This is a genomic window from Mesorhizobium sp. M3A.F.Ca.ET.080.04.2.1, assembly GCF_003952525.1.
GTDB lineage: Bacteria > Pseudomonadota > Alphaproteobacteria > Rhizobiales > Rhizobiaceae > Mesorhizobium.
In genome coordinates, this window is record NZ_CP034451.1 from 5760541 (window position 1) to 5779183 (window position 18643).

General features: G+C 64.3%; 16 protein-coding genes and 1 pseudogene. 10 read left to right on the plus strand and 7 right to left on the minus strand.

All coding sequences use genetic code 11. The features are described from left to right. The first annotated feature begins 83 nt into the window (after nt 1–83). On the plus strand, nt 84–3692 hold the full coding sequence (putA, locus tag EJ074_RS27465; protein WP_095807144.1) for a bifunctional proline dehydrogenase/L-glutamate gamma-semialdehyde dehydrogenase PutA: 3609 nt from the start codon (nt 84–86) through the stop codon (nt 3690–3692). A 35-nt stretch (nt 3693–3727) separates the two neighbouring features. Here the strand turns inward: putA and EJ074_RS27470 are convergent, their stop codons facing one another. The 4 genes from EJ074_RS27470 to EJ074_RS27485 form a co-directional block, all read right to left on the minus strand. Beyond that, the gene (locus tag EJ074_RS27470; RefSeq protein ID WP_095807145.1) at nt 3728–4042 is read right to left on the minus strand and encodes an antibiotic biosynthesis monooxygenase; all 315 of its coding nucleotides are present in this window, start codon (nt 4040–4042) and stop codon (nt 3728–3730) included. A gap of 20 nt (nt 4043–4062) precedes the next feature. Further along, nucleotides 4063–4500, minus strand: coding sequence for an energy transducer TonB (locus tag EJ074_RS30485; RefSeq protein ID WP_348627033.1), 438 nt, complete (start codon nt 4498–4500; stop codon nt 4063–4065). Nucleotides 4501–5171: 671 nt separating this feature from the next. Continuing rightward, nucleotides 5172–5624, minus strand: coding sequence for a hypothetical protein (locus EJ074_RS27480; protein ID WP_095807146.1), 453 nt, complete (start codon nt 5622–5624; stop codon nt 5172–5174). A gap of 6 nt (nt 5625–5630) precedes the next feature. Further along, nucleotides 5631–7841: a TonB-dependent hemoglobin/transferrin/lactoferrin family receptor gene (locus EJ074_RS27485; protein ID WP_129553893.1), complete on the minus strand. Its 2211-nt coding sequence runs from the start codon at nt 7839–7841 to the stop codon at nt 5631–5633. 199 nt (nt 7842–8040) lie between these two features. Here EJ074_RS27485 and hemP point away from each other — a divergent pair, with 199 nt between their 5' ends. The 5 genes from hemP to EJ074_RS27510 are packed head-to-tail and all read left to right on the plus strand — an operon-like array spanning nt 8041 to nt 12168. After that, nucleotides 8041–8247: a hemin uptake protein HemP gene (gene hemP / locus EJ074_RS27490; RefSeq protein ID WP_095807147.1), complete on the plus strand. Its 207-nt coding sequence runs from the start codon at nt 8041–8043 to the stop codon at nt 8245–8247. Between the two features lie 45 nt (nt 8248–8292). Then, nucleotides 8293–9354 (plus strand): hemin-degrading factor, encoded by a 1062-nt coding sequence (locus EJ074_RS27495; protein WP_095807148.1) that lies wholly within the window; start codon nt 8293–8295, stop codon nt 9352–9354. An 11-nt stretch (nt 9355–9365) separates the two neighbouring features. Next, entirely contained in the window at nt 9366–10259 is an 894-nt protein-coding gene (locus EJ074_RS27500; protein WP_245454753.1) for a hemin ABC transporter substrate-binding protein, read from the plus strand. Between the two features lie 9 nt (nt 10260–10268). Continuing rightward, nucleotides 10269–11372 carry an iron ABC transporter permease gene (locus EJ074_RS27505; protein WP_129553895.1) on the plus strand — a complete coding sequence of 368 codons (1104 nt, stop codon included), beginning with the start codon at nt 10269–10271 and terminating at the stop codon, nt 11370–11372. Nucleotides 11373–11379: 7 nt separating this feature from the next. Beyond that, a complete protein-coding gene (locus EJ074_RS27510) occupies nt 11380–12168 on the plus strand; it encodes a heme ABC transporter ATP-binding protein (protein ID WP_095807151.1) in 789 nt (262 codons plus the stop codon). 89 nt (nt 12169–12257) lie between these two features. Here the strand turns inward: EJ074_RS27510 and rirA are convergent, their stop codons facing one another. After that, nucleotides 12258–12719 (minus strand): iron-responsive transcriptional regulator RirA, encoded by a 462-nt coding sequence (gene rirA, locus EJ074_RS27515; protein ID WP_095807152.1) that lies wholly within the window; start codon nt 12717–12719, stop codon nt 12258–12260. 191 nt (nt 12720–12910) lie between these two features. Here rirA and EJ074_RS27520 point away from each other — a divergent pair, with 191 nt between their 5' ends. The 3 genes from EJ074_RS27520 (at nt 12911) to EJ074_RS27530 (ending at nt 15438) form a co-directional block, all read left to right on the plus strand. Next, entirely contained in the window at nt 12911–14197 is a 1287-nt protein-coding gene (locus EJ074_RS27520; RefSeq protein ID WP_095807262.1) for a DUF445 domain-containing protein, read from the plus strand. A 153-nt stretch (nt 14198–14350) separates the two neighbouring features. Continuing rightward, nucleotides 14351–14779: a phasin family protein gene (locus EJ074_RS27525; protein ID WP_095807153.1), complete on the plus strand. Its 429-nt coding sequence runs from the start codon at nt 14351–14353 to the stop codon at nt 14777–14779. 161 nt (nt 14780–14940) lie between these two features. After that, nucleotides 14941–15438, plus strand: coding sequence for a MaoC family dehydratase (locus EJ074_RS27530; RefSeq protein WP_095807154.1), 498 nt, complete (start codon nt 14941–14943; stop codon nt 15436–15438). Nucleotides 15439–15630: 192 nt separating this feature from the next. Here EJ074_RS27530 and EJ074_RS27535 read toward each other — a convergent pair whose 3' ends face one another. After that, entirely contained in the window at nt 15631–16998 is a 1368-nt protein-coding gene (locus tag EJ074_RS27535) for a PLP-dependent aminotransferase family protein (protein WP_348626980.1), read from the minus strand. A gap of 152 nt (nt 16999–17150) precedes the next feature. Between EJ074_RS27535 and EJ074_RS27540 the strand changes: the two are divergent. Then, nucleotides 17151–18013 (plus strand): annotated as a pseudogene (locus EJ074_RS27540) (DMT family transporter). A 21-nt stretch (nt 18014–18034) separates the two neighbouring features. Here the strand turns inward: EJ074_RS27540 and EJ074_RS27545 are convergent. Then, nucleotides 18035–18616 (minus strand): hypothetical protein, encoded by a 582-nt coding sequence (locus EJ074_RS27545; protein WP_095807156.1) that lies wholly within the window; start codon nt 18614–18616, stop codon nt 18035–18037. Between the last annotated feature and the right edge of the window lie 27 nt (nt 18617–18643).

Here is an 18643-nt window from a genome sequence, read left to right on the forward strand (position 1 = left end):
TGAAATTTCCAATTGTGCTAGCTTGCGCCATTCGGTCCGGCGCCCGCCAGATCGACCCCCAACGCTCGCCCTATGGACCCGACATGCCGCTCGATGCCATCCGCCAGCAGATCCGTTCCAACTACCTTCCCGACGAAGACGAGGCCGTGAAACGGCTCTCCGAGGCGGCAGAACTGTCGGCGGCCGACCGGAAGGCGATCTCGGCCCGGGCCGCCGATCTGGTGCGCGCGGTGCGCGGCTCTACCGATCCGAGGCTGATGGAGGTGTTCCTGTCGGCCTATGGCCTTTCGACCAAGGAAGGCGTGGCGCTGATGTGCCTGGCCGAGGCGCTGCTGCGCGTCCCCGACGCCGAGACGATGGACGATCTTATCGCCGACAAGATCGCGCCGCATGACTGGTCGTCGCATTCCGGCAGCTCGAGCTCGATCTTCGTCAACGCCTCGACCTGGGCATTGATGCTGACCGGCCGCGTGCTCGACGAAGGCGAGGGCGGTATCGAGGGCACGCTGCGCGCCATGGTGCGCAGGCTGGGCGAGCCGGTTATCCGCAAGGCAGTGGCGGCGGCGATGCGCGAGATGGGCGAGCAGTTCGTGCTCGGGCGCACCATCGCCGAGGCGGTCAAGCGCGGCCGGTCGATGACGCAGAAGGGTTATCTCTATTCCTTCGACATGCTGGGCGAGGCGGCCCGCACCGAGGCAGACGCGCTGCGCTATCACAAGGCCTATGCGGATGCGATCTCCTCGCTGGACGCCGGTTCGAACGGGCCCGACATCCGTTACAACCACGGCATTTCGGTCAAGCTCTCCGCGCTGCATCCGCGCTACGAGGTGGCGCAGAAAGAGAAGATGCTGCCGGTCATGGCCGAGCGGCTGCTTTCGCTGGCGTTGGCGGCGCGGCATTCGCGCATGGGCCTGAACATCGACGCCGAAGAAGCCGACCGCCTCGATCTGTCGCTCGACGTGATCGAACGCGTGCTGGCCGAGCCGGAACTCGCCGGCTGGGATGGCTTCGGCGTCGTCGTCCAGGCTTACGGGCCGCGCGCGGCATTCGTCATCGACTGGCTCCATGCGCTGGCGAAAAAGCATGACCGCAAGATCATGGTGCGGCTGGTCAAGGGCGCCTATTGGGACACCGAGATCAAGCGCGCGCAGACGCTTGGCCTTGCCGGCTATCCCGTCTTCACACGCAAGGCCAACACCGACGTTTCCTATCTCGCCTGTGCGAGGAAGCTGCTGTCGATGACCGACCGCATCTATCCGCAATTCGCTACCCATAATGCGCACACGGTCGCCGCCATTCTTTCGATGGCAAAGGATCGCGATTCCTTCGAATTCCAGCGCCTGCACGGCATGGGCGAGGCGCTGCACGAGACGGTGCGACAGGCCGAAAGGACCCGCTGCCGTATCTACGCGCCAGTCGGCGCGCATTCGGACCTGCTCGCCTATCTGGTGCGGCGGCTGTTGGAAAACGGCGCCAACTCGTCTTTCGTGCATCAACTGACCGATGAGGAGGTCGAGCCGGAGGAGATCGCCCGCGATCCGCTGGAGACGGTGGAAAGCCAGGGCGCGGCCGCGAATCCCGCGATCGCCCGACCGGCCGCAATCTTCGGCGGTGGACGACGCAATTCCAAGGGATACGATATCACCGATATCGTCACGCTCGCCGCGATCGAGAAGGCCAGAGCCGAGTTTGCCGGACCGGATCGCTGGCATGCCAAGCCGGTTACACGCGCTGCAGGCTATGGCGAGCAGCGGAAGATCATCAATCCGGCCAAGCCGGACGAGATCGTCGGCACGGTGCACGAGGCAGCAGCCAAGCAGGTGACGACCGCCGTGCGCATCGCGGTCGAAGCGCAGCCGGCCTGGGCAAAGCGTCCGGTCGCCGAGCGCGCCGCGATTCTCAACCGCGCCGCCGACCTTTACGAGGCCAATGCCGCCGAGTTCTTCGCGCTCGCCACCCGCGAGGCCGGCAAGTCGCTCGCCGACGGCGTCGCCGAGGTGCGCGAGGCGGTCGACTTCCTGCGCTATTACGCGGCCGAGGCGGCCGGTGCCGAGGCGGGTACCGAGGCGCGCGGGGCAATCGTCTGCATCTCGCCGTGGAATTTCCCGCTGGCGATCTTCACCGGCCAGATCGCGGCTGCGCTCGTGACCGGCAACTCGGTGATTGCCAAGCCCGCCGAGCAGACGCCGCTGATCGCCTTCCGCGCCGTGGAGATGCTGCGCCAGGCCGGCGTGCCGGAGGATGTCATCCAACTGCTGCCGGGCGATGGCCCGACGGTCGGCGCGCCGCTCACCGCTGACCCGCGCATTGCCGGCGTGTGCTTCACCGGCTCGACCGAGGTCGCCAAGCTGATCGAGAAGCAACTGGCCGACACCGCCGCGCACGACGCCATGCTGATCGCCGAGACCGGTGGTTTGAACGCCATGATCGTCGATTCCACCGCACTGCCCGAGCAGGCGGTGCGCGACATCCTGGCGTCGTCCTTCCAGAGCGCCGGCCAGCGTTGCTCGGCGTTGCGCATCCTCTATGTCCAGAAGGACGTCGAGAAGAAGATGCTGGAAATGCTGAAGGGCGCGATGGAGGCGCTGAATGTCGGCGATCCCTGGCTGATCTCGACCGATGTCGGTCCAGTCATCGACGAGGAGGCGCAAGGCTCGATCCGCGACTATTGCATCAAGAAGGGGCTGGAAGGCCGCCTCGTCGCCAAGCTGGAAGCGCCGAAGAGCGGCCGCTTCGTCGCGCCGCATGTTTTGCGGGTCAAAGGCATCGAGGAGATGGAGCGCGAGGTGTTCGGCCCGGTGCTGCACGTCGCCACATTCGATGCCGACGAGATCGATGCGGTCATTGCCGCCATCAACCGCAAGGGCTACGGCCTGACCTTCGGCCTGCACACCCGCATTGAAGGCCGTGTCCAGCACTTCGTCGACGGCATCCATGCCGGCAACATCTATGTCAACCGCAACCAGATCGGCGCCGTCGTCGGGTCGCAGCCGTTCGGCGGCGAGGGGCTGTCGGGCACCGGGCCGAAGGCCGGCGGCCCGCACTATCTGCGGCGCTTCCGCAAAGGACCGGAGGCCGGCACCGAGCTTGGCGAAGGCCACAAGGTCACTGCCACCGAGCTCGCCGACAATCTGCCGGATCCGACGCTGGGCGGCTGGTCGGCGCGGCCCGACCGCGTTGCGATCCTGCGGAAGCATTTACGTGGCAAGGGCGCCGCGGCCATCGCCGCTGCCGCCAGCCTCGATTTCGGCCAGGTCGATCTGCCGGGTCCAACCGGTGAGGCCAACACGCTGTCGCTGTCGCCGCGCGGCCGGGTGCTCTGCCTCGGTCCGGATGCCGACACCTTGCTTGCGCAAACAATCCAGGCCTTAGCCGCCGGCAATGCGGTGCTGGCGGTTGCCCCAGGCGCACCGGCGGCACTGTCGGCGCTGACCGGCAAGGGCCTGCCGCTCGCCGCGATCGACGGCCGTCCCGATCCGGTCGAGGCGCGATCGCTGAAGGTCGATGTCGTGGCCTTCTCCGGCACGCCGGAAACATCGCGCGTCGTGCGCAAGGTCATTGCCGAGCGCGCCGGCCCGATCGTGCCGGTGGTCACGGAGGTGCTCAACCCGGCCGCCTATGCGCATGAGCGCGCGGTCTGCGTCGATACGACGGCGGCTGGCGGCAATGCCAGCCTGCTTGCGGCCGCATAGCCAACTCGAACGATCTCGTTTGTCGGAGGCGCGTATCAGGCGCCTTCGACGACCGAAAAGCCCTCGAACTGGGGATGGCCGAGATAGTGCACCTTGGTGGTGCCGGCGTTGCGATGGGCGGCGCGGAAGTTCTCCGACTTGGTCCAGGCGACGAAATCTTCCTGGCTCGCCCAGACGGTGTGCGAGGCGAACAACGTATAGCCTTCGGTCTCGTTGACCGGGCCGCGCAGCAGGTGGAACTCCTTGAAGCCTTTCATTTCGGAGAGGCTGGAGTCCCGGCTTTTCCAGACATCCTCGAAGGCTTCCTCCGAGCCGTTCTGGACCTTGAAGCGGTTCATGGCGATGTACATTGAATGTTCCTTGGCGATGTTTACTGATCGGCCGTTCCGTACGGGCCTATTGGGGCTCTGAAGCGCCAGCTTGAAATCCCAATCTCCGGCGGGATGGGCGGAAAGGGGGCCTGCTGACGCACCAGGTTCAAGGCGAATTGATCGAGTTCGGGCGAGCCCGAGCTCTTGGCGAGTTGCAACTCCGTGACGCTGCCGTTGGCGAGAACCACGAAACTCACGGTGGCGTTGTTCCGGGCCTTGGTTTGCGCCGCTTTCGAAACCCGACGATTTGCCCGAGCAAGCTTGTTCGCGACCTCGCCGCTGTATCGCGACTTGGCCGCGTCGCCAGTCGCAGTGCTTGCCTTGCCTTTGCTGGCGATCGACGCTTTGACTTCTTTGCCGTCCGCAGTGCCGCGCGCGTCGGCTGTCCTGCTTGCGGAGCCGGATCCTTGTGATGCGCTCGGCCTTGCCGTTGGGATGGGCGGCTGACCCGTGTAGTCGGGTTCAGCGCTTTCCGATTGCTGGTTGGAGGCACTGCCGCCGCGCTTGTCGGAGCGGGGCTTTGAAGATCACTTCGCGTCGTTCCGGCAGCCAATATGTCAGTGGCCGCACGTGGCTGTTTGAGGGGTTGCGCTGCCGGCTGAGAGACAACGGCCGTCGATGGTCGTAGCTGAGAAGCGTTGACTGACGGTGCAGGCGGCTGAGGTCTAGCCGGTTGCGGAGGCACCAGGGAAACGTTGACCGAGCCCGGCAATTGCCCATCCGTGGCGCTGCCGACTACGCTCGAGCCCGCTCGATCGGCGCCTTCCGCGTTCATGGCGTCCTGGAAGTCCAACGTTGCGGCAGGCGCAATCAAGAACGCGGCCGCCAATGCCGCATGGAGCGAGCCCGACGCGCCGATCGCAGCACCCCATTTGAAGCTCCTCTCCGGCGCGCTTGGTCGCGCTAGAGGCTCGCCCGGAGCTGCCGTCAATTCGCTGCTGGTGTCGGAAGTTTCGGTGGTGTCCTGCATGGCGCGGGCCGAAAGCTGCCGCGACCAGTCACAAATTGTCAAATCAAGATCGCTTGCCGCAAGCGGCGGAAAGCCTCTGCCGGCCAGAGGCCAGGCGATGGCGTCGCGCGCGAATGCCGGCTCGATCCCCACCGCTTGTCAGACCCCGAAAGCGATGCCGGTCTTGGTCGAGGTCTTCAGCCTGCGCAAACAGGCTGCCGGGTCGATGCCCGAGCCGGCGCATTCGGCCGCGCTGTTGATCAGCACGCGGCTGAGCTTGCCGCAATCGGCGCTGGCAAGGTCGAAGCGCGTGACCTTTGTCTTGCCGGCGGGCAGGTCCTTGAAGTCGAGCACGGTGAGGCGGTCGACGACGCCGGCCTCGTTGAACAGCGCGATCTCGAAAGCAGCCTTGGACAGGTCGGAGCCGAGGGCGTTGTTGACCACGAAGGTCAGCCGGCAGCCCTTGTCCGAGGGCTGCGCGGCATTGAGTTCCAAGCTCAATGTCTGCACTGGGGCCGCCGCCGGCGTGGATTGGGTCCACGCCGGCGCCGGGCCAAGCGACATCGCCAGCACCGAGATCAGGAGACGAAGCGATGTCGTTGAACGTGGCATTTCCGGTCAGCCTCCAAAACGCATGGTTGCCGCCAGCTTCAGCGTGACGCCGGGTTCGTAAAGGACGGCAGTCGTGCTTCCGTTGAGCGGGTTGGTGTATTTGACGTCGAACAGATTGTCGGCGCGGAAGTCGAGCTTGAGATTGTCCGTCGCCTGGTAGCTGGCGAAGGCATTGACCAGCGTGTAGTCCTTGGCGACCGGATTGCCCTTGGGCTTGCCATTGTACTGCACTTCGCCGCCGACGGTCAGCTTGTCTTCCAGGAAGCGAAGGCCAAGCTGGCCAGTGACCTGCGAAGACGGAATCGTGGCGAGGTCGGCCCGCTCGCCTTCATACGAAATCGTGTAGCCGTCGATGATCGAGGCGGAGAGGCCGGCATAGCCCCAGCCGGCGTCGTAGACGCTTTCCAGTTCGAAACCGTCGATCTTGGCCTTGGCAAAGTTCTGATACTGGAAGCAGATCGGAATGCCGGGTCCGAATGGGCAGCCGCTGGTCGGATCGAACGCCGACAGCACGACCCCATCGATGTAGTCGTCGACATTGTTGCGGAAGTAGGCGGCCTTCAGCCTCAGCGCATCGCTGGCCTCAAGGATATCATCCTGCTTGTAATTGACGCCGAATTCGATGGTCTTGCCGGTCTCGGGCCGCAAATTGGGATTGGGAAGGAACGGGAAGGTGACACCGGCCGGATGATTGCCGCTGATGAGCGTCTCCGTGAGCGAGGGCGAGCGATAGCCTTCCGCGTAGGTGCCGTAGAACTGCAGGCCGGCCAGGCTGGGGCTTTCGAAAGGGGAGACGCCGACGGTGATGCGCGGCGACAGCCGGTCGCCGGATGTCTCGCTGTCGGAATCTTTCAGGCTGTAGCTGTCGTAACGCAGGCCGGTGATGACCTCGAGCCAGTCCCAGGTCAGCTTGTCCTGGACGTAGGCGCCGGAGACGTTGCGCTTGCCCGATGGCGTGTAGAAGCTGTCGCCGCCGGCCGTGCCGCCTGTCTCGACATCGTCGCCGACCCAGTCGCCGCCGTAGGTCAGCTCATGCGCGATGCCGGCGGTGTCGAAGCGCGACGTGTTCCAGATGTCGATGCCAGTCGTGCCGACATCGAATGTCGACAACGAGCCGGCCGGCAGCACCACGGGAAGGCCGGTAATTGGGTCGAACCGGTTCTGCGGGATCAGCGTCGTCAGGTCGAGGTCGGTCTTGTTGTAAGAGGCGTTGATGTGGAGATCGAGCCAGCTCCTGGCATCGTCGGTGATGTTGTAGCGGGCCGTGAATGTGTTGGATTTCAGGTCGACATCGTTCGCCGGAACGCCGCCGCTGGTCTCCGTCCAGCCATCGCTGGAGCCGACCCAGCCGAGCTTCAGCTCGCTGTTCTCGCTTGGGCGGATGGTGGTCTTGAGAAGCCCGCTCAGCACATCGAAGCCGGTGCCGGCGACAGTGTCGCCGCCGCCGTCCTTGTAGTCGTCGTAGTTGCGGTAGACGATGTTGCCGAGAACATCCCAGTTTTCGTTGAAGCGGTAGGCGCCGCTGGCACTGGTGGTCCAGCCGTTGCCGTTGCTCTCGTAGCGCCCGGTGACGGAGGCGGCCCAGGTCTCATCCGGCTTCAGGAAATCCTCGGCGTCCTTGGTGTCGAAGAAGACGACGCCGCCGATGGCGCCGGAGCCGTAGGTGTTGGCGACGGGACCGCGGATCACGTCGACCGATTTGACGAGTTCGGGATCGATATAGAAGGTCGATTGGGTGCCGTGGTCTGAGCGCTGAAAATCCTGCCTCGCACCGTCGACGATCACCGCGACGCGGCCGAAATCCTGCAGGCCGCGGATGTTGATGCTGGAGCTGACGCGCCGCGCGTCGGCCTGCACGGTGACGCCGGGCACACCGAGCAGCATCTCGTTCGGCGTGGTCGCCATGCGGCGCTCGAGCTGCTCCTGGTCGACGTGGCTGGCCGAAGCCAGCGACTGGATCGCGGTTTCGCCGGTGCGGCTGATGACCAGGATCTTGTCGAGCAGCGTCGTGTCGTCGGCGGCCTGCTGGTCGGCATTCTTCGTTTCAGCGGCCGGCTGGTCGGTCGCCGGCTGCGCCGCTTGTTGCGCTTTCGCAGCCGGCATGATGAGCGCGACTGCCGCTGCTCCGGCCATCAATATGGCGGTTGTCTTTGCACTCGATCGGTAGCCTGCGCCTGCGTTCGCCTGGCCCGTCCGTCCCCAATTCCCCAGCCCCATGCCCCAGCTCCAATAATTCAGGCTCGCTGCTGGCTGGCACGGCGCTCGCTCGCATTTTTGATCATGTCCGGCGTCATAAATGTTGACTCATTCACTCCGGTAATGCACTGACTAATAAACATGAGTTTTATAGTCAAGAATTGAATCACCATTTTACGAGGCCGCCGCAGAAGGGGCCGGCAGAGGAAAGGGACCGACCATGAACACGCACAATCCGCATGACTTCCGCTATCGCGCGCGCCGTTCCGACGACGCGCGGGCGCGCTTCGAGCGCGTACCGATGGCGGTGCGCACCCTCTCCAGCAACACGCTGTTTCAGGGCGAACATGAGATCGGCATCGAGCATCACGGCGCGCTCTACCGATTGAAGATCACCCGCCAGGGCAAGCTGATCCTCAACAACTAGATCAGCCGGCCAAGGACGAGCAGACAACAGCAGGCAGGTGGAGACATGGATCAGCGCGTGACACTCTCGCCGGACGAGATCCGGCGGGCGCGGGAAGACAATCCGAAGATGCGCGAGCGCGATCTTGCAGCCCAACTCGGCATTTCGGAAGCCGAACTGGTCGCGGCTCATTGCGGGCATGGCGCGGTGCGCATCGAGCCGCGTGTCAGCGATCTGCTGACCGGCCTTGACGCAGTGGGCGAGGTGATGGCGCTGACCCGCAACGAAGGCGCCGTCCACGAAAAGATCGGGGTCTACGACAAGGTCGTCACCGGCAACCACAATGCCATGGTGCTCGGCGAGAACATCGACCTGCGCATCTTCCCGAAAGTGTGGGCGCATGGCTTCGCCGTCGACAAGCGGGACAGTGGTGAGATCCGCCGCAGCCTGCAGTTCTTCGACGCATCTGGCGAGGCGGTGCACAAGGTGCATCTGCGCCCCGCGTCCAATCTCTATGCCTATCAAAAATTGGTGGCGAGCCTGGAATCATCGAACCAGGAACCGACGATCGCGATTGCCGAAAGCGCTGCGGAAGGCGAGGGGGAGGCCCAAGGCCCGCTGGCCAGCATCGATGATCTGCGCGATCGCTGGAGCCGGCTGACGGACGTGCATCAGTTCTTCGGCATGCTGAAGACCCTCAAACTCAGCCGCCGCGAGGCGGTGCGTATGGTCGGCCAGGACTATGCATGGCTGCTCGACAATGACGCCGTCAGCGCCATGTTCCACCACGCAGCGGAAGGCGAGATGCCGATCATGTGCTTCGTTGGCAACCGCGGCTGCATCCAGATCCATTCCGGCCCGGTCAGGTCGGTCAAGCCGATGGGGCCATGGATCAATGTGCTCGACGACAGCTTCCACCTGCATCTCAGGACCGATCACATCCATGAAGTCTGGGCGGTGCGCAAGCCGACCAACGACGGTCATGTCACCTCGCTCGAGGCATATGACGCCAATGGCGGCATGATCATCCAGTTCTTCGGCAAGCGGCACGAAGGCGAGGGCGAGCGGGAGGACTGGCGCTTCCTCGCCGAAAACCTGCCGCGCGTTCCCAGCCCGACCGCGGCATGAGGCAGAACCCAATGCGCGTTGCTTCTCGTTCCCGCCTGACACTGGCGCCCGTACTCAGCGTGCTTCTGGCTTTCGCGGCTTTGCCGGCCAGAGCCAACGACGGTACAACAGTGTTCTCCGATCCCTCGCGGATCGCATCGATCGGCGGCTCGGTCACTGAGATCGTCTATGCGCTCGGCGAGGAGGGCCATCTCATCGCCCGCGATTCGACCAGCTATTACCCCAAGGCCGCGCTGAAACTGCCCGATGTCGGCTATATGCGTGCGCTGTCGCCGGAGGGCGTTCTGTCGGTCAATCCGAGCGGCATCCTGGCGCTCCATGGCAGCGGGCCGAAGGAAGCGGTCGACGTGCTGAAGAAATCGAGCGTGCCCTTCATCGAAGTGCCCGAGCACTACAGCCATGACGGCATTCTCGAAAAGATCCGCATTGTCGGCAGGGCGCTCGGCGCCGACGCCAAGGCCGAGAAACTGGCGGCCGACATGGACGCGAAGCTGAAGGCCGCCGAGAAGCAGACGGCTTCAATCAAGGAGCGCAAGCGCATCCTGTTCGTGCTGTCGACTCAGGGCGGCAAGATACTGGCCGCGGGCAGCGACACGGCGGGCGCCGGCATTATCAAGCTTGCCGGCGCGATCAACGCCGTCGAGGGGTTCTCCGGCTACAAGCAGATGTCGGACGAGGCCATCGTTACCGCCCGGCCGGACGTGATCCTGGCCATGAAGAACGCCGGACGGCCGATTTCGGAAGACGAGCTGTTCGCCAACCCCTCGATCGCTTCGACACCGGCGGGTGCTGGCCGCAAGGTGATCAGCATGGATGGCGGCTATCTCCTGGGTTTCGGGCCGCGCACGGCCGAAGCCATTCATGACCTTGCGGTCGCGCTCTACGGCGATCAGGTCACGGATTGACCGGCCGTCATGGCGGACCAGTCGATCGCGGGCGCGGCGGGCAGGGTGGCGATGGCAGCCGATGGCGACGGCTCCGCGCGGGCCAGGACGGTCATCCTGCTTTTGACGCTTGCCCTTGCACTGTCCATGCTCCTGTCGTTGATATCGGGCGCTTCCGACGCGTCCGGCTTGGGTGTTGTCCTTTATTGGCTCACCGGGACCGTGCCCGCCGATCCGGCACTCGCGGCTCGTGATCAGCTGATCGTCTACGACATCCGCTTGCCGCGCATCCTCCTCGGCGTGCTGATCGGCGCCGCGCTCGCCGTCTCCGGGGCTGTGATGCAGGGATTGTTCCGCAACCCGCTTGCCGATCCCGGCCTGATCGGCGTCTCGGCCGGGTCCAGCCTCGGCGCGGTGGCGATCATCGTGCTCGGCACGACATGGTTCGCGCCCGTCACCATGGCCCTCGGCACGCTCGCCTTACCGCTGGCCGCGTTCCTCGGCGGGATGACTGTCACCTTGCTGCTTTATGCCGTCGCCACGCGTCAGGGCAGGACATCGGTTGCCACGATGCTGCTTGCCGGGCTGGCGATTGCAGCCCTCGCCATGGCGCTCACCGGCGTCATGATTTTCATGGCTGATGACCGGCAGTTGCGCGACCTGACGTTCTGGCAGCTCGGCTCGCTCGCCGGGGCGACATGGCCGAAGATCGGCACCGTCGGGCCGGCGATAGTGCTCGCGTTGGCGACGATGCCGTTCCTGTCGCGCGGTCTCAACGCGCTGGCGCTCGGCGAGGCGACCGCAGGCCATCTCGGCATTCCGGTGCAGCGGCTGAAATACACGGCAATCGTCGCCGTTTCGGCGGCGGTCGGCGCTTCGGTTGCGGTGAGCGGCGGTATCGGCTTCATCGGCATCGTCGTGCCGCATCTGTTGCGCCTCGCGATCGGTCCGGACAACCGCTACCTGCTGCCGGCTTCGGCCTTGCTCGGCGCCTCGCTGCTTCTGCTCGCCGATGCGGTCGCCCGCACCATTGTCGCACCGGCCGAACTGCCGATCGGCATCGTCACGGCCGTCGCCGGCGCGCCGTTCTTCCTATGGATCCTGCTGCGCAAGCGCGGCATCGTCGATCTGTGAGCCGCCGATGATGGAAGCACGCGGCATTTCGGTGGCACTTGGCGGCAAGCGCATCGTGTCTCATGTCGATTTCGACGCGCGGCCGGGCGAGGTGACGGCAATCGTCGGGCCGAACGGATCTGGCAAGACGACCCTGCTCAAGGCGCTGACAGGCGAGCTTGCCTATACCGGCACGGTCACGCTCAATGGCTATAGCGTGTCCGCAATGACGCCGGCGGAGGCAGCGACGCTTCGCGCCGTGCTGCCGCAATCCACGACGCTATCTTTCCCGTTCACCGTGCGCGAGATCGTTCGCCTCGGCCTGATCGGCGGGTGCCCGGGCGTGCTGCCAGGCGAGCATGCGCGCCTGCCGGAACGGGCGCTGGCGCGCGTCGATCTCGACGGCTTTGCCGGGCGCTTCTACCAGGAGCTTTCCGGCGGAGAGCAGCAACGGGTGCAGCTTGCCCGCGTGCTCTGCCAGGTGTGGGCGCCGGTGCTGGCGGGCAGGCCACGCTATCTGTTCCTCGACGAGCCAGTCTCCAGCCTCGACGTCAAGCACCAGCTCATCATCATGAACATCGCCCGCGATTTCGCCCGGCGGGGCGGCGGCGTAGTGGCCATCCTGCACGACCTCAACCTGACCGCCATGTATGCCGACCGCATGTTCGTGCTGCATCGCGGCCAACTGGCAGCCGCCGGTTCGCCCAAGGACGTGCTCAACGACGCCCTGATCGAGAAGGTGTTCGACTGCCGATTGAAGGTCGGCGCGCTGCCCGAGGCAAGCGTGCCTTTCGTGCTGCCACAATCAGCCGCGTAGGCTTGGCGGCGAGGGACGGTTTCCTGCCTTCGTCATCCACCGGCGGAGCGGCAGCGAAGCGGACGCGGAGATCGCGGGCGCGTTCCGGTTCAAGCGGCCGGGGCGCGCTGCTCCAGGAGGTCGATGCCAAGCAGGCTGCGCACGTTCGGGCGCGCCGCGATGAGGTCGGCGATCGTGTAGCGGGAGAGCACGGCGAAGAAGGCGTTGAGCGCCTCACGCAGCGCCGAATTCAAGGCGCAGCTGTCGACCAAAGGGCATTCGGCGGCGTCGTTCTCGAAGCATTCGGCCATGGCGAAGCTTTCTTCGGTGACGCGCACGACATCGAACAGCGTGATCTGTTCGGCCGGGCGGCCGAGCCTGACGCCGCCGTTCCTGCCACGCACGGTCTCGACCAGGCCGGCCTCGACCAGCGGCTGGAGGATCTTGAACAGGAACAGTTCCGACACCGAGTAGGCGGTGGCAATCTCGGGGATTCGGCTCAGCCGGTCCGTGTTGGCTGCGCAATACATCAGGATGCGCATGGCATAGTTGGTCTGGCGGGTCAGCCGCATTTCGTCCTCATGAAAGCAATCGCTTAACCGCGAATATGGCCCATAGTTTGGAATAATTCCAGACAAGCCTCGCATAATAGGTGAATTCGCTCGTCAACTTTATGTGCGTGGACACGGGAATGTTGAATACCGGGCATTTTGCGGCACGCCACCCTAGATATGGCGCAAGACTGATCAGGAGCGGCTCGACCATGTCACAATCGGTTCAGGCCAGCGTTGCCTTCGGCGGCGATACCGCCAAGCTTACCGCGCTCAGGCGCACCAAATCCGTTGCCGCAGCGGCGCTGGCGCTTTGCATCGCCGTCTTCGCGCTCGCCAAGTCCTTCCAGGGCAGCCAACCATGGCTCGGTTTCGTCGCTGCCTTCGCGGAAGCGGCGACCATTGGCGGGCTGGCCGACTGGTATGCCGTCGTTGCACTGTTCAGGCGGCCGCTCGGGCTGCCGATCCCGCATACCGCCATCATTCCTGAGAATCAGCACCGCATCGCCGACAATCTCGGCCGCTTCATCGAAGCCAATTTCCTGGCGCCGGAACCAGTGCGGGAAAAGCTCGCCGAGGTCGACTTCGCCGCTTTGGTCGCCGATTGGCTGGCCGACGCCGAACGCGCCGCCGGCCTGTCGCGGTTCGTCGCCCGGCTGGTGCCGCAAACCCTTGCGGCGGTCGAGCAGTCCGGGTTACGTGACTTCGTCACCAGCCGCATGCTTGAGCAGATCGAAAAGGTGCCTCTGGCGCCGCTCGCCGCAGAGCTTCTGTCGGCGATGACCGAGGACCGCCGCCACCAGAAGCTCTTCGACGAATTCACCAGGGTGGTCGGACGTTTCCTGAACGACGAGCAGGCCTTGGCGACGATGCGCGAAAAAATCCGCGAGGAACTGCCTTCGCTGTTCAACCTGTTTCGTGCCGATGCCTATCTCTTGAAGAAGATCGTCGCGTCCGCCGGATCGCTGCTCGAGGAGGTGCGCACCGATCCCGACCATCCGATGCGATCCGAGTTCGACCGTTTTACAACAGGATTTATCGAGCGGCTGCGAACGTCCAAGCAATATGCCAGACGCGCCGAGAAGATGAAGCGCGATTTCCTGGTCCGGCCGGAGATGAAGGCGCTGGCGGGCGACATGTGGACAAGCCTGCGGCTCTTGATCGAGCAGGACGCCAACGCGCCCAATTCGGCGATCCGCGCGCATCTCGCCAATATGTTTGTCGAGATCGGCCGCCAACTGGCCGACGACGCCCGGATCAGGGCGGACATGAACCGGGGCTTCGTCGTGGCGCTGGCATCCTTCGTGGAGAACCAGAAGAGCGGCGTGTCGAAATTCATAGCCGACCAGGTCAAGCGCTGGGACCTGGGTCAACTGACGCGGCTGATCGAGATGAACATCGGCAAGGACCTGCAATATATCCGCTTCAACGGCATGGTGATTGGCGGACTGGCCGGCCTGGTGCTGTACACGGCGGAGCGGCTCTTTCTCCTCGATTGACGCGGGCTGGGCGCGCACTATTCTCCCTTGAAGCGCATCGCGCTGACACGGATTCAGGCAATGCGCTTCAAGGCCTTGTTTTGATGCAAAACCGCTGCACACTTCTGGGCGACATGCATTGAGGCAGCGCAAGGCGGATCGGGAGGAAGTGAGATGGCCAAGCGACCGGAATCCGACTCTTTTCTGGACATGTTCAGCAGGTTCGGCCGCGACCTCAAGGTACCGAATGTCGATGTCGAGGCGATCATCAGCCATCACCGCAAGAATCTCGAAGCGCTTGAGAAATCGGTGAAAGCAGGGGCCGCCGGCGCATCTTCGATGATGTCCAGGCAGCGCGAAATGGTGCAGGAGGCGCTGCACGAGATCGCCGATATGGCGCAAAACTACAAGGTTCCTGGCAATCCACAGGACCTGGTCGCAAGGCAGGCGGAGTTTGCCAGGAAGTCTTTCGATGCGGCGTTGAGGAATGCCGGCGAGGTGGCTGAGATGGCCAGGAAATCCGGCGCCGAATCGGTCGAGATCCTGCGCGAGCGGATCAAGGAAGCAATGGCGGAAATCCGCGCCGGCTACGACAAGAAGTAGGCTGCCCCAATTTCCTGCAGGCCTCGGGATCGCCTCTGTGTGGCGGCGTTGCCGTCGCACGACCGCAAACGTCCGTGCGGGCTAACCAAAACCCGAAGGATGAATTGACAGAGGCGGCCGGTTCGTGGACCGGGAGACGGGCAGAGCCACGGGAAGCAGGAATGACGGAAGCACGGCCGAAGACGCCGCCGACCTTCGAGCAGTTGAGGACGATGGCCGGACAGGAGATCGGCGTATCGGACTGGACGACTGTCGATCAGCACCGCATCGACCAGTTTGCCGAATGCACCGGCGACCATCAGTGGATCCATGTCGATCCGGAGCGCGCGAAACGGCAGAGCCCGTTCCGGACCACCATCGCGCACGGCTATCTGACGCTGTCGATGATCGGCGCGCTGGCGCTGGAGATGGGCATCGTGCCCGAGAACACGCAGGCCGCCTTCAACTACGGCTTCGATAAGGTGCGCTTCCTGGCGCCGGTGAAGGTGGGCGCGCGCATCAGGCTGCGCACCACGCTGCTATCCATGGAAGACCGCGGACCCGGCCAGTATCTGATGAAGGCCGCCAACACCGTCGAGATCGAAGGCGAGCAGAAGCCGGCGTTGACCGCCGAAACGCTGGTCATGATGTATGAGCGCCGCAAGCGGGCAGGGACTTAGGATCTGCTGATATTCAGGTGAAGCCGGTCTGCAAACGGCGTCTTCCTGCGCTTCCGGTGCTCACGCGCCGGCCTTCGCCGGCCGAAGCCGTCACAAGTGTCTCCGCTCTATGAAGGCTACGGCCGGCGTAGAGAAACCACCATTTTCGACTCGGCCTGACCTGAACCTCACCCGATCGACAATCCGCCAACTCTATGCAGCTTTGCGATGAGATGCTGCCATCGACTTTTCGAGCGTGCTGAAGATGCGCTGATCTCCGCATTGGGCGACGTTGAAACGCATGAAGCGGCCGGCGGTGTGCGACAGGCTGAAGGCATTGCCCGGAGCCAGGACGACATTGTCCGACAGGGCGTGGCGGGCGACGTCGGCGGCGTCGATGCCCTCGGGCAGGCGGCACCACAAGAACATGCCGGCTGGCTGGTCGATCCAGGGCGCGATACCTAACGCCTTAAGCCTGGCGGCGGTTTCGGCCGTGGCGCGCGCCAGCCGCGCGCGCAGCTGTTCGACATGTTTGCGGTAGCTCCCGTCCTTGAGCAGCGTCAGTATCAGATTCGCCGACAGTCGCCCGCCGCCGAACGTGGTGGCGATCTTGAGATCGATCAGCCCTTCTATCCAGTCGCGGGGTGCGGCGATGAAGCCGCAACGGATCGAAGCCGACAGTGTCTTGGAAAAAGAACCGATCTGCACGATGCGGCCGAGGCCGTCGAACGCCGCCAGGCGCGGCGCCGGCGTGTGCTCGAAATCGGCGAAGATGTCGTCCTCGATGATGGCGAGGTCCGCTTGATCGGCAAGCTTCAACAGCCGATGCGCCACGACCGGCGACAGGACGGCGCCGGTCGGATTGTGAAGGGCGGAATTGGTGATGTAGAGGCGCGGCCGATGCTCGGTCAGCGCCTGCGCGAACAGGTCGATATCGGGCCCGGACGGCGTCATGGGAACGCCGACGACCTTGGCCCGGTGTGCACGCAGAAGCGCATGGAAGTTGAAATAGCAGGGGTCGTCGACCAGCACGGCGTCGCCCGGCTCGAGCAGGAAACGGCACAGGAGATCGATCGCCTGTGTCCCGGATTCGGTGAGCATGATCTGGTCGGGCGAAGCCTCGAGCCCATGCGCCGAAAGGCGGCGGGCGAGCAGCTGCCGCAGCGCCGGCAGGCCGAGCGGCGTGCCGTAGTCGGCAAGCGTCGCATCGTCGGCGCGCGCCGCTCCTCGCAATGCCCGGCGCAACGCGGCCTGCGGCATCCAGGAGGCCGGCAGCCAGCCGCAGCCGGGTTTCAGCATCTCGCCGCCTGCTTCAAGCGACTGGCGCGAAACCCAGAGCGGATCGACGGCACGGTCCAGTCGCGGGCCGATCTCGGCCAGCGACAGCGGCGCGAGAGGACCGGCGGCGTAGAAGCCGGAGCCCGGCCGCGAGCGGATCGTGCCCTCGGCGGCAAGACGCTCATAGGCTTCGACCACGGTCGACTTCGACACCTGCATCATGCCGGCGAAGGCGCGGATCGAAGGCAAGCGCGCGCCAGGGGTGAGAATGCGCGCAGCAATCCGCTGCCGGATCGCTGACATGACGGTCTCGACGAGCGTTCCGCCGCCGGCATTGGGTCGGGCGTGTCCATCTGTACTTCCCTGCATGCCATTACAGTTTTGCGCAATTGTACCCTATTGTCTCTGGCGGCACCATGGCCAGCACCGCTACGCAAGCGCAAACGGAGCGGATCATGGACAAGAGTTTGGCGGGCTGGATCAACGGCTTCATCGGCGTGCTGATCTTCAGCGGCTCGCTGCCGGCGACGCGCGTGGCGGTGACTGATTTCGATCCGACCTTCCTGACATCGGCACGCGCGGCGATTGCCGGACTGCTTGGCATCGCCCTGCTGCTGCTGTTCCGCGAGAAACGTCCGCAGCGCGGAGACCTCATCTCGCTGGTCGTTGTCGCGCTGGGTGTGGTGGTGGGCTTTCCGCTGCTGACAGCGCTGGCGCTGAAGCACGTCACCACGGCTCATTCCATCATCTTCGTCGGCCTGCTGCCGCTGGCCACCGCGATCTTCGGCGTGCTGCGCGGCGGCGATCGTCCGCGCCCGGCCTTCTGGCTGTTTTCATGCCTCGGCAGCGCCCTGGTCGCGGGTTTTGCCCTCTCCCAAGGCGTCACCGCCTCACCGATCGGTGATGGCTTGATGCTCGCCGCCATCATCGCCTGCGGGCTGGGCTATGCGGAAGGTGCGGCACTGTCGCGCCGGCTCGGCGGCTGGCAGGTGATCTGCTGGGCGCTTGCTCTGTCGCTGCCGGTCATGCTGGCACTGAGTTTTGCGACGCTGCCGCCATCCTTCGCCGGCGTCGGGTCGGGCGCATGGATCGGTCTGGCCTATGTCTCGCTGTTCAGCATGCTGATCGGCTTCGTGTTCTGGTATCGCGGCTGGCGCAGGGCGGCATCGCCGCCGTGGGACAATTGCAGTTGCTGCAGCCCTTCTTCGGCCTGGCGCTGGCGGCGACGCTGCTGCACGAGCAGGTCAGCCCGCTGATGGTGGTCGTCACGCTCGGCGTCGTGGCCTGCGTGTTCGGCGCCAAGAAGTTTGCGAAGTAGGGGTACTGCTGTTGTTGATGCTCACTGAGGCGGCTTGCCTATGTACGCTAAACCAGGACACTCGGAAGAATCGACGACCTTCTCGCGATCCTCGTAGCGCTTGACGAATTTGCGCCCCGTCCATTCAAAATCTTGACGCACGCACACCGGATTTTCGGAAGGCTCCACCCAAGCAACTCTCATCAACCGGCTTCGCACGTAGTATTCCAAATCCAGTTGGTAGCCTCCGGGAATCCAAAAGAGTTGACCGGTGCGCAAGTCGATCATGCGAGCCGCAATGCAAGCGTTACCGCAATTGACCAGAACAACGGAGAAGTGGCCGCCGAAATCGGCACCGTGTTTCATTGCTTCGCGAATATCCGGCTTAACTGCCTGTGCCCAAGAATCATTAGGGTGAATTTGGATGTTCTTGGCAGCCTTCTTTTGAAAAATTTTCGCCGGAAAATCCTCGAACCGCAGAGTGGATTCCTTTCCCGTCCCTGGTTCATCGGAGGTCGAGGCGCTCTGACTTGGCGCTTGGGCTCCAGTGGCAAGTCCACTGTCTTGCGCCCAGGCACTGAGCGTAGGCCACAGCAACAAAAGACAAAGTAGAAAAAGTCTCATTTCCGGTCCCAGCCACGAGAATGGATG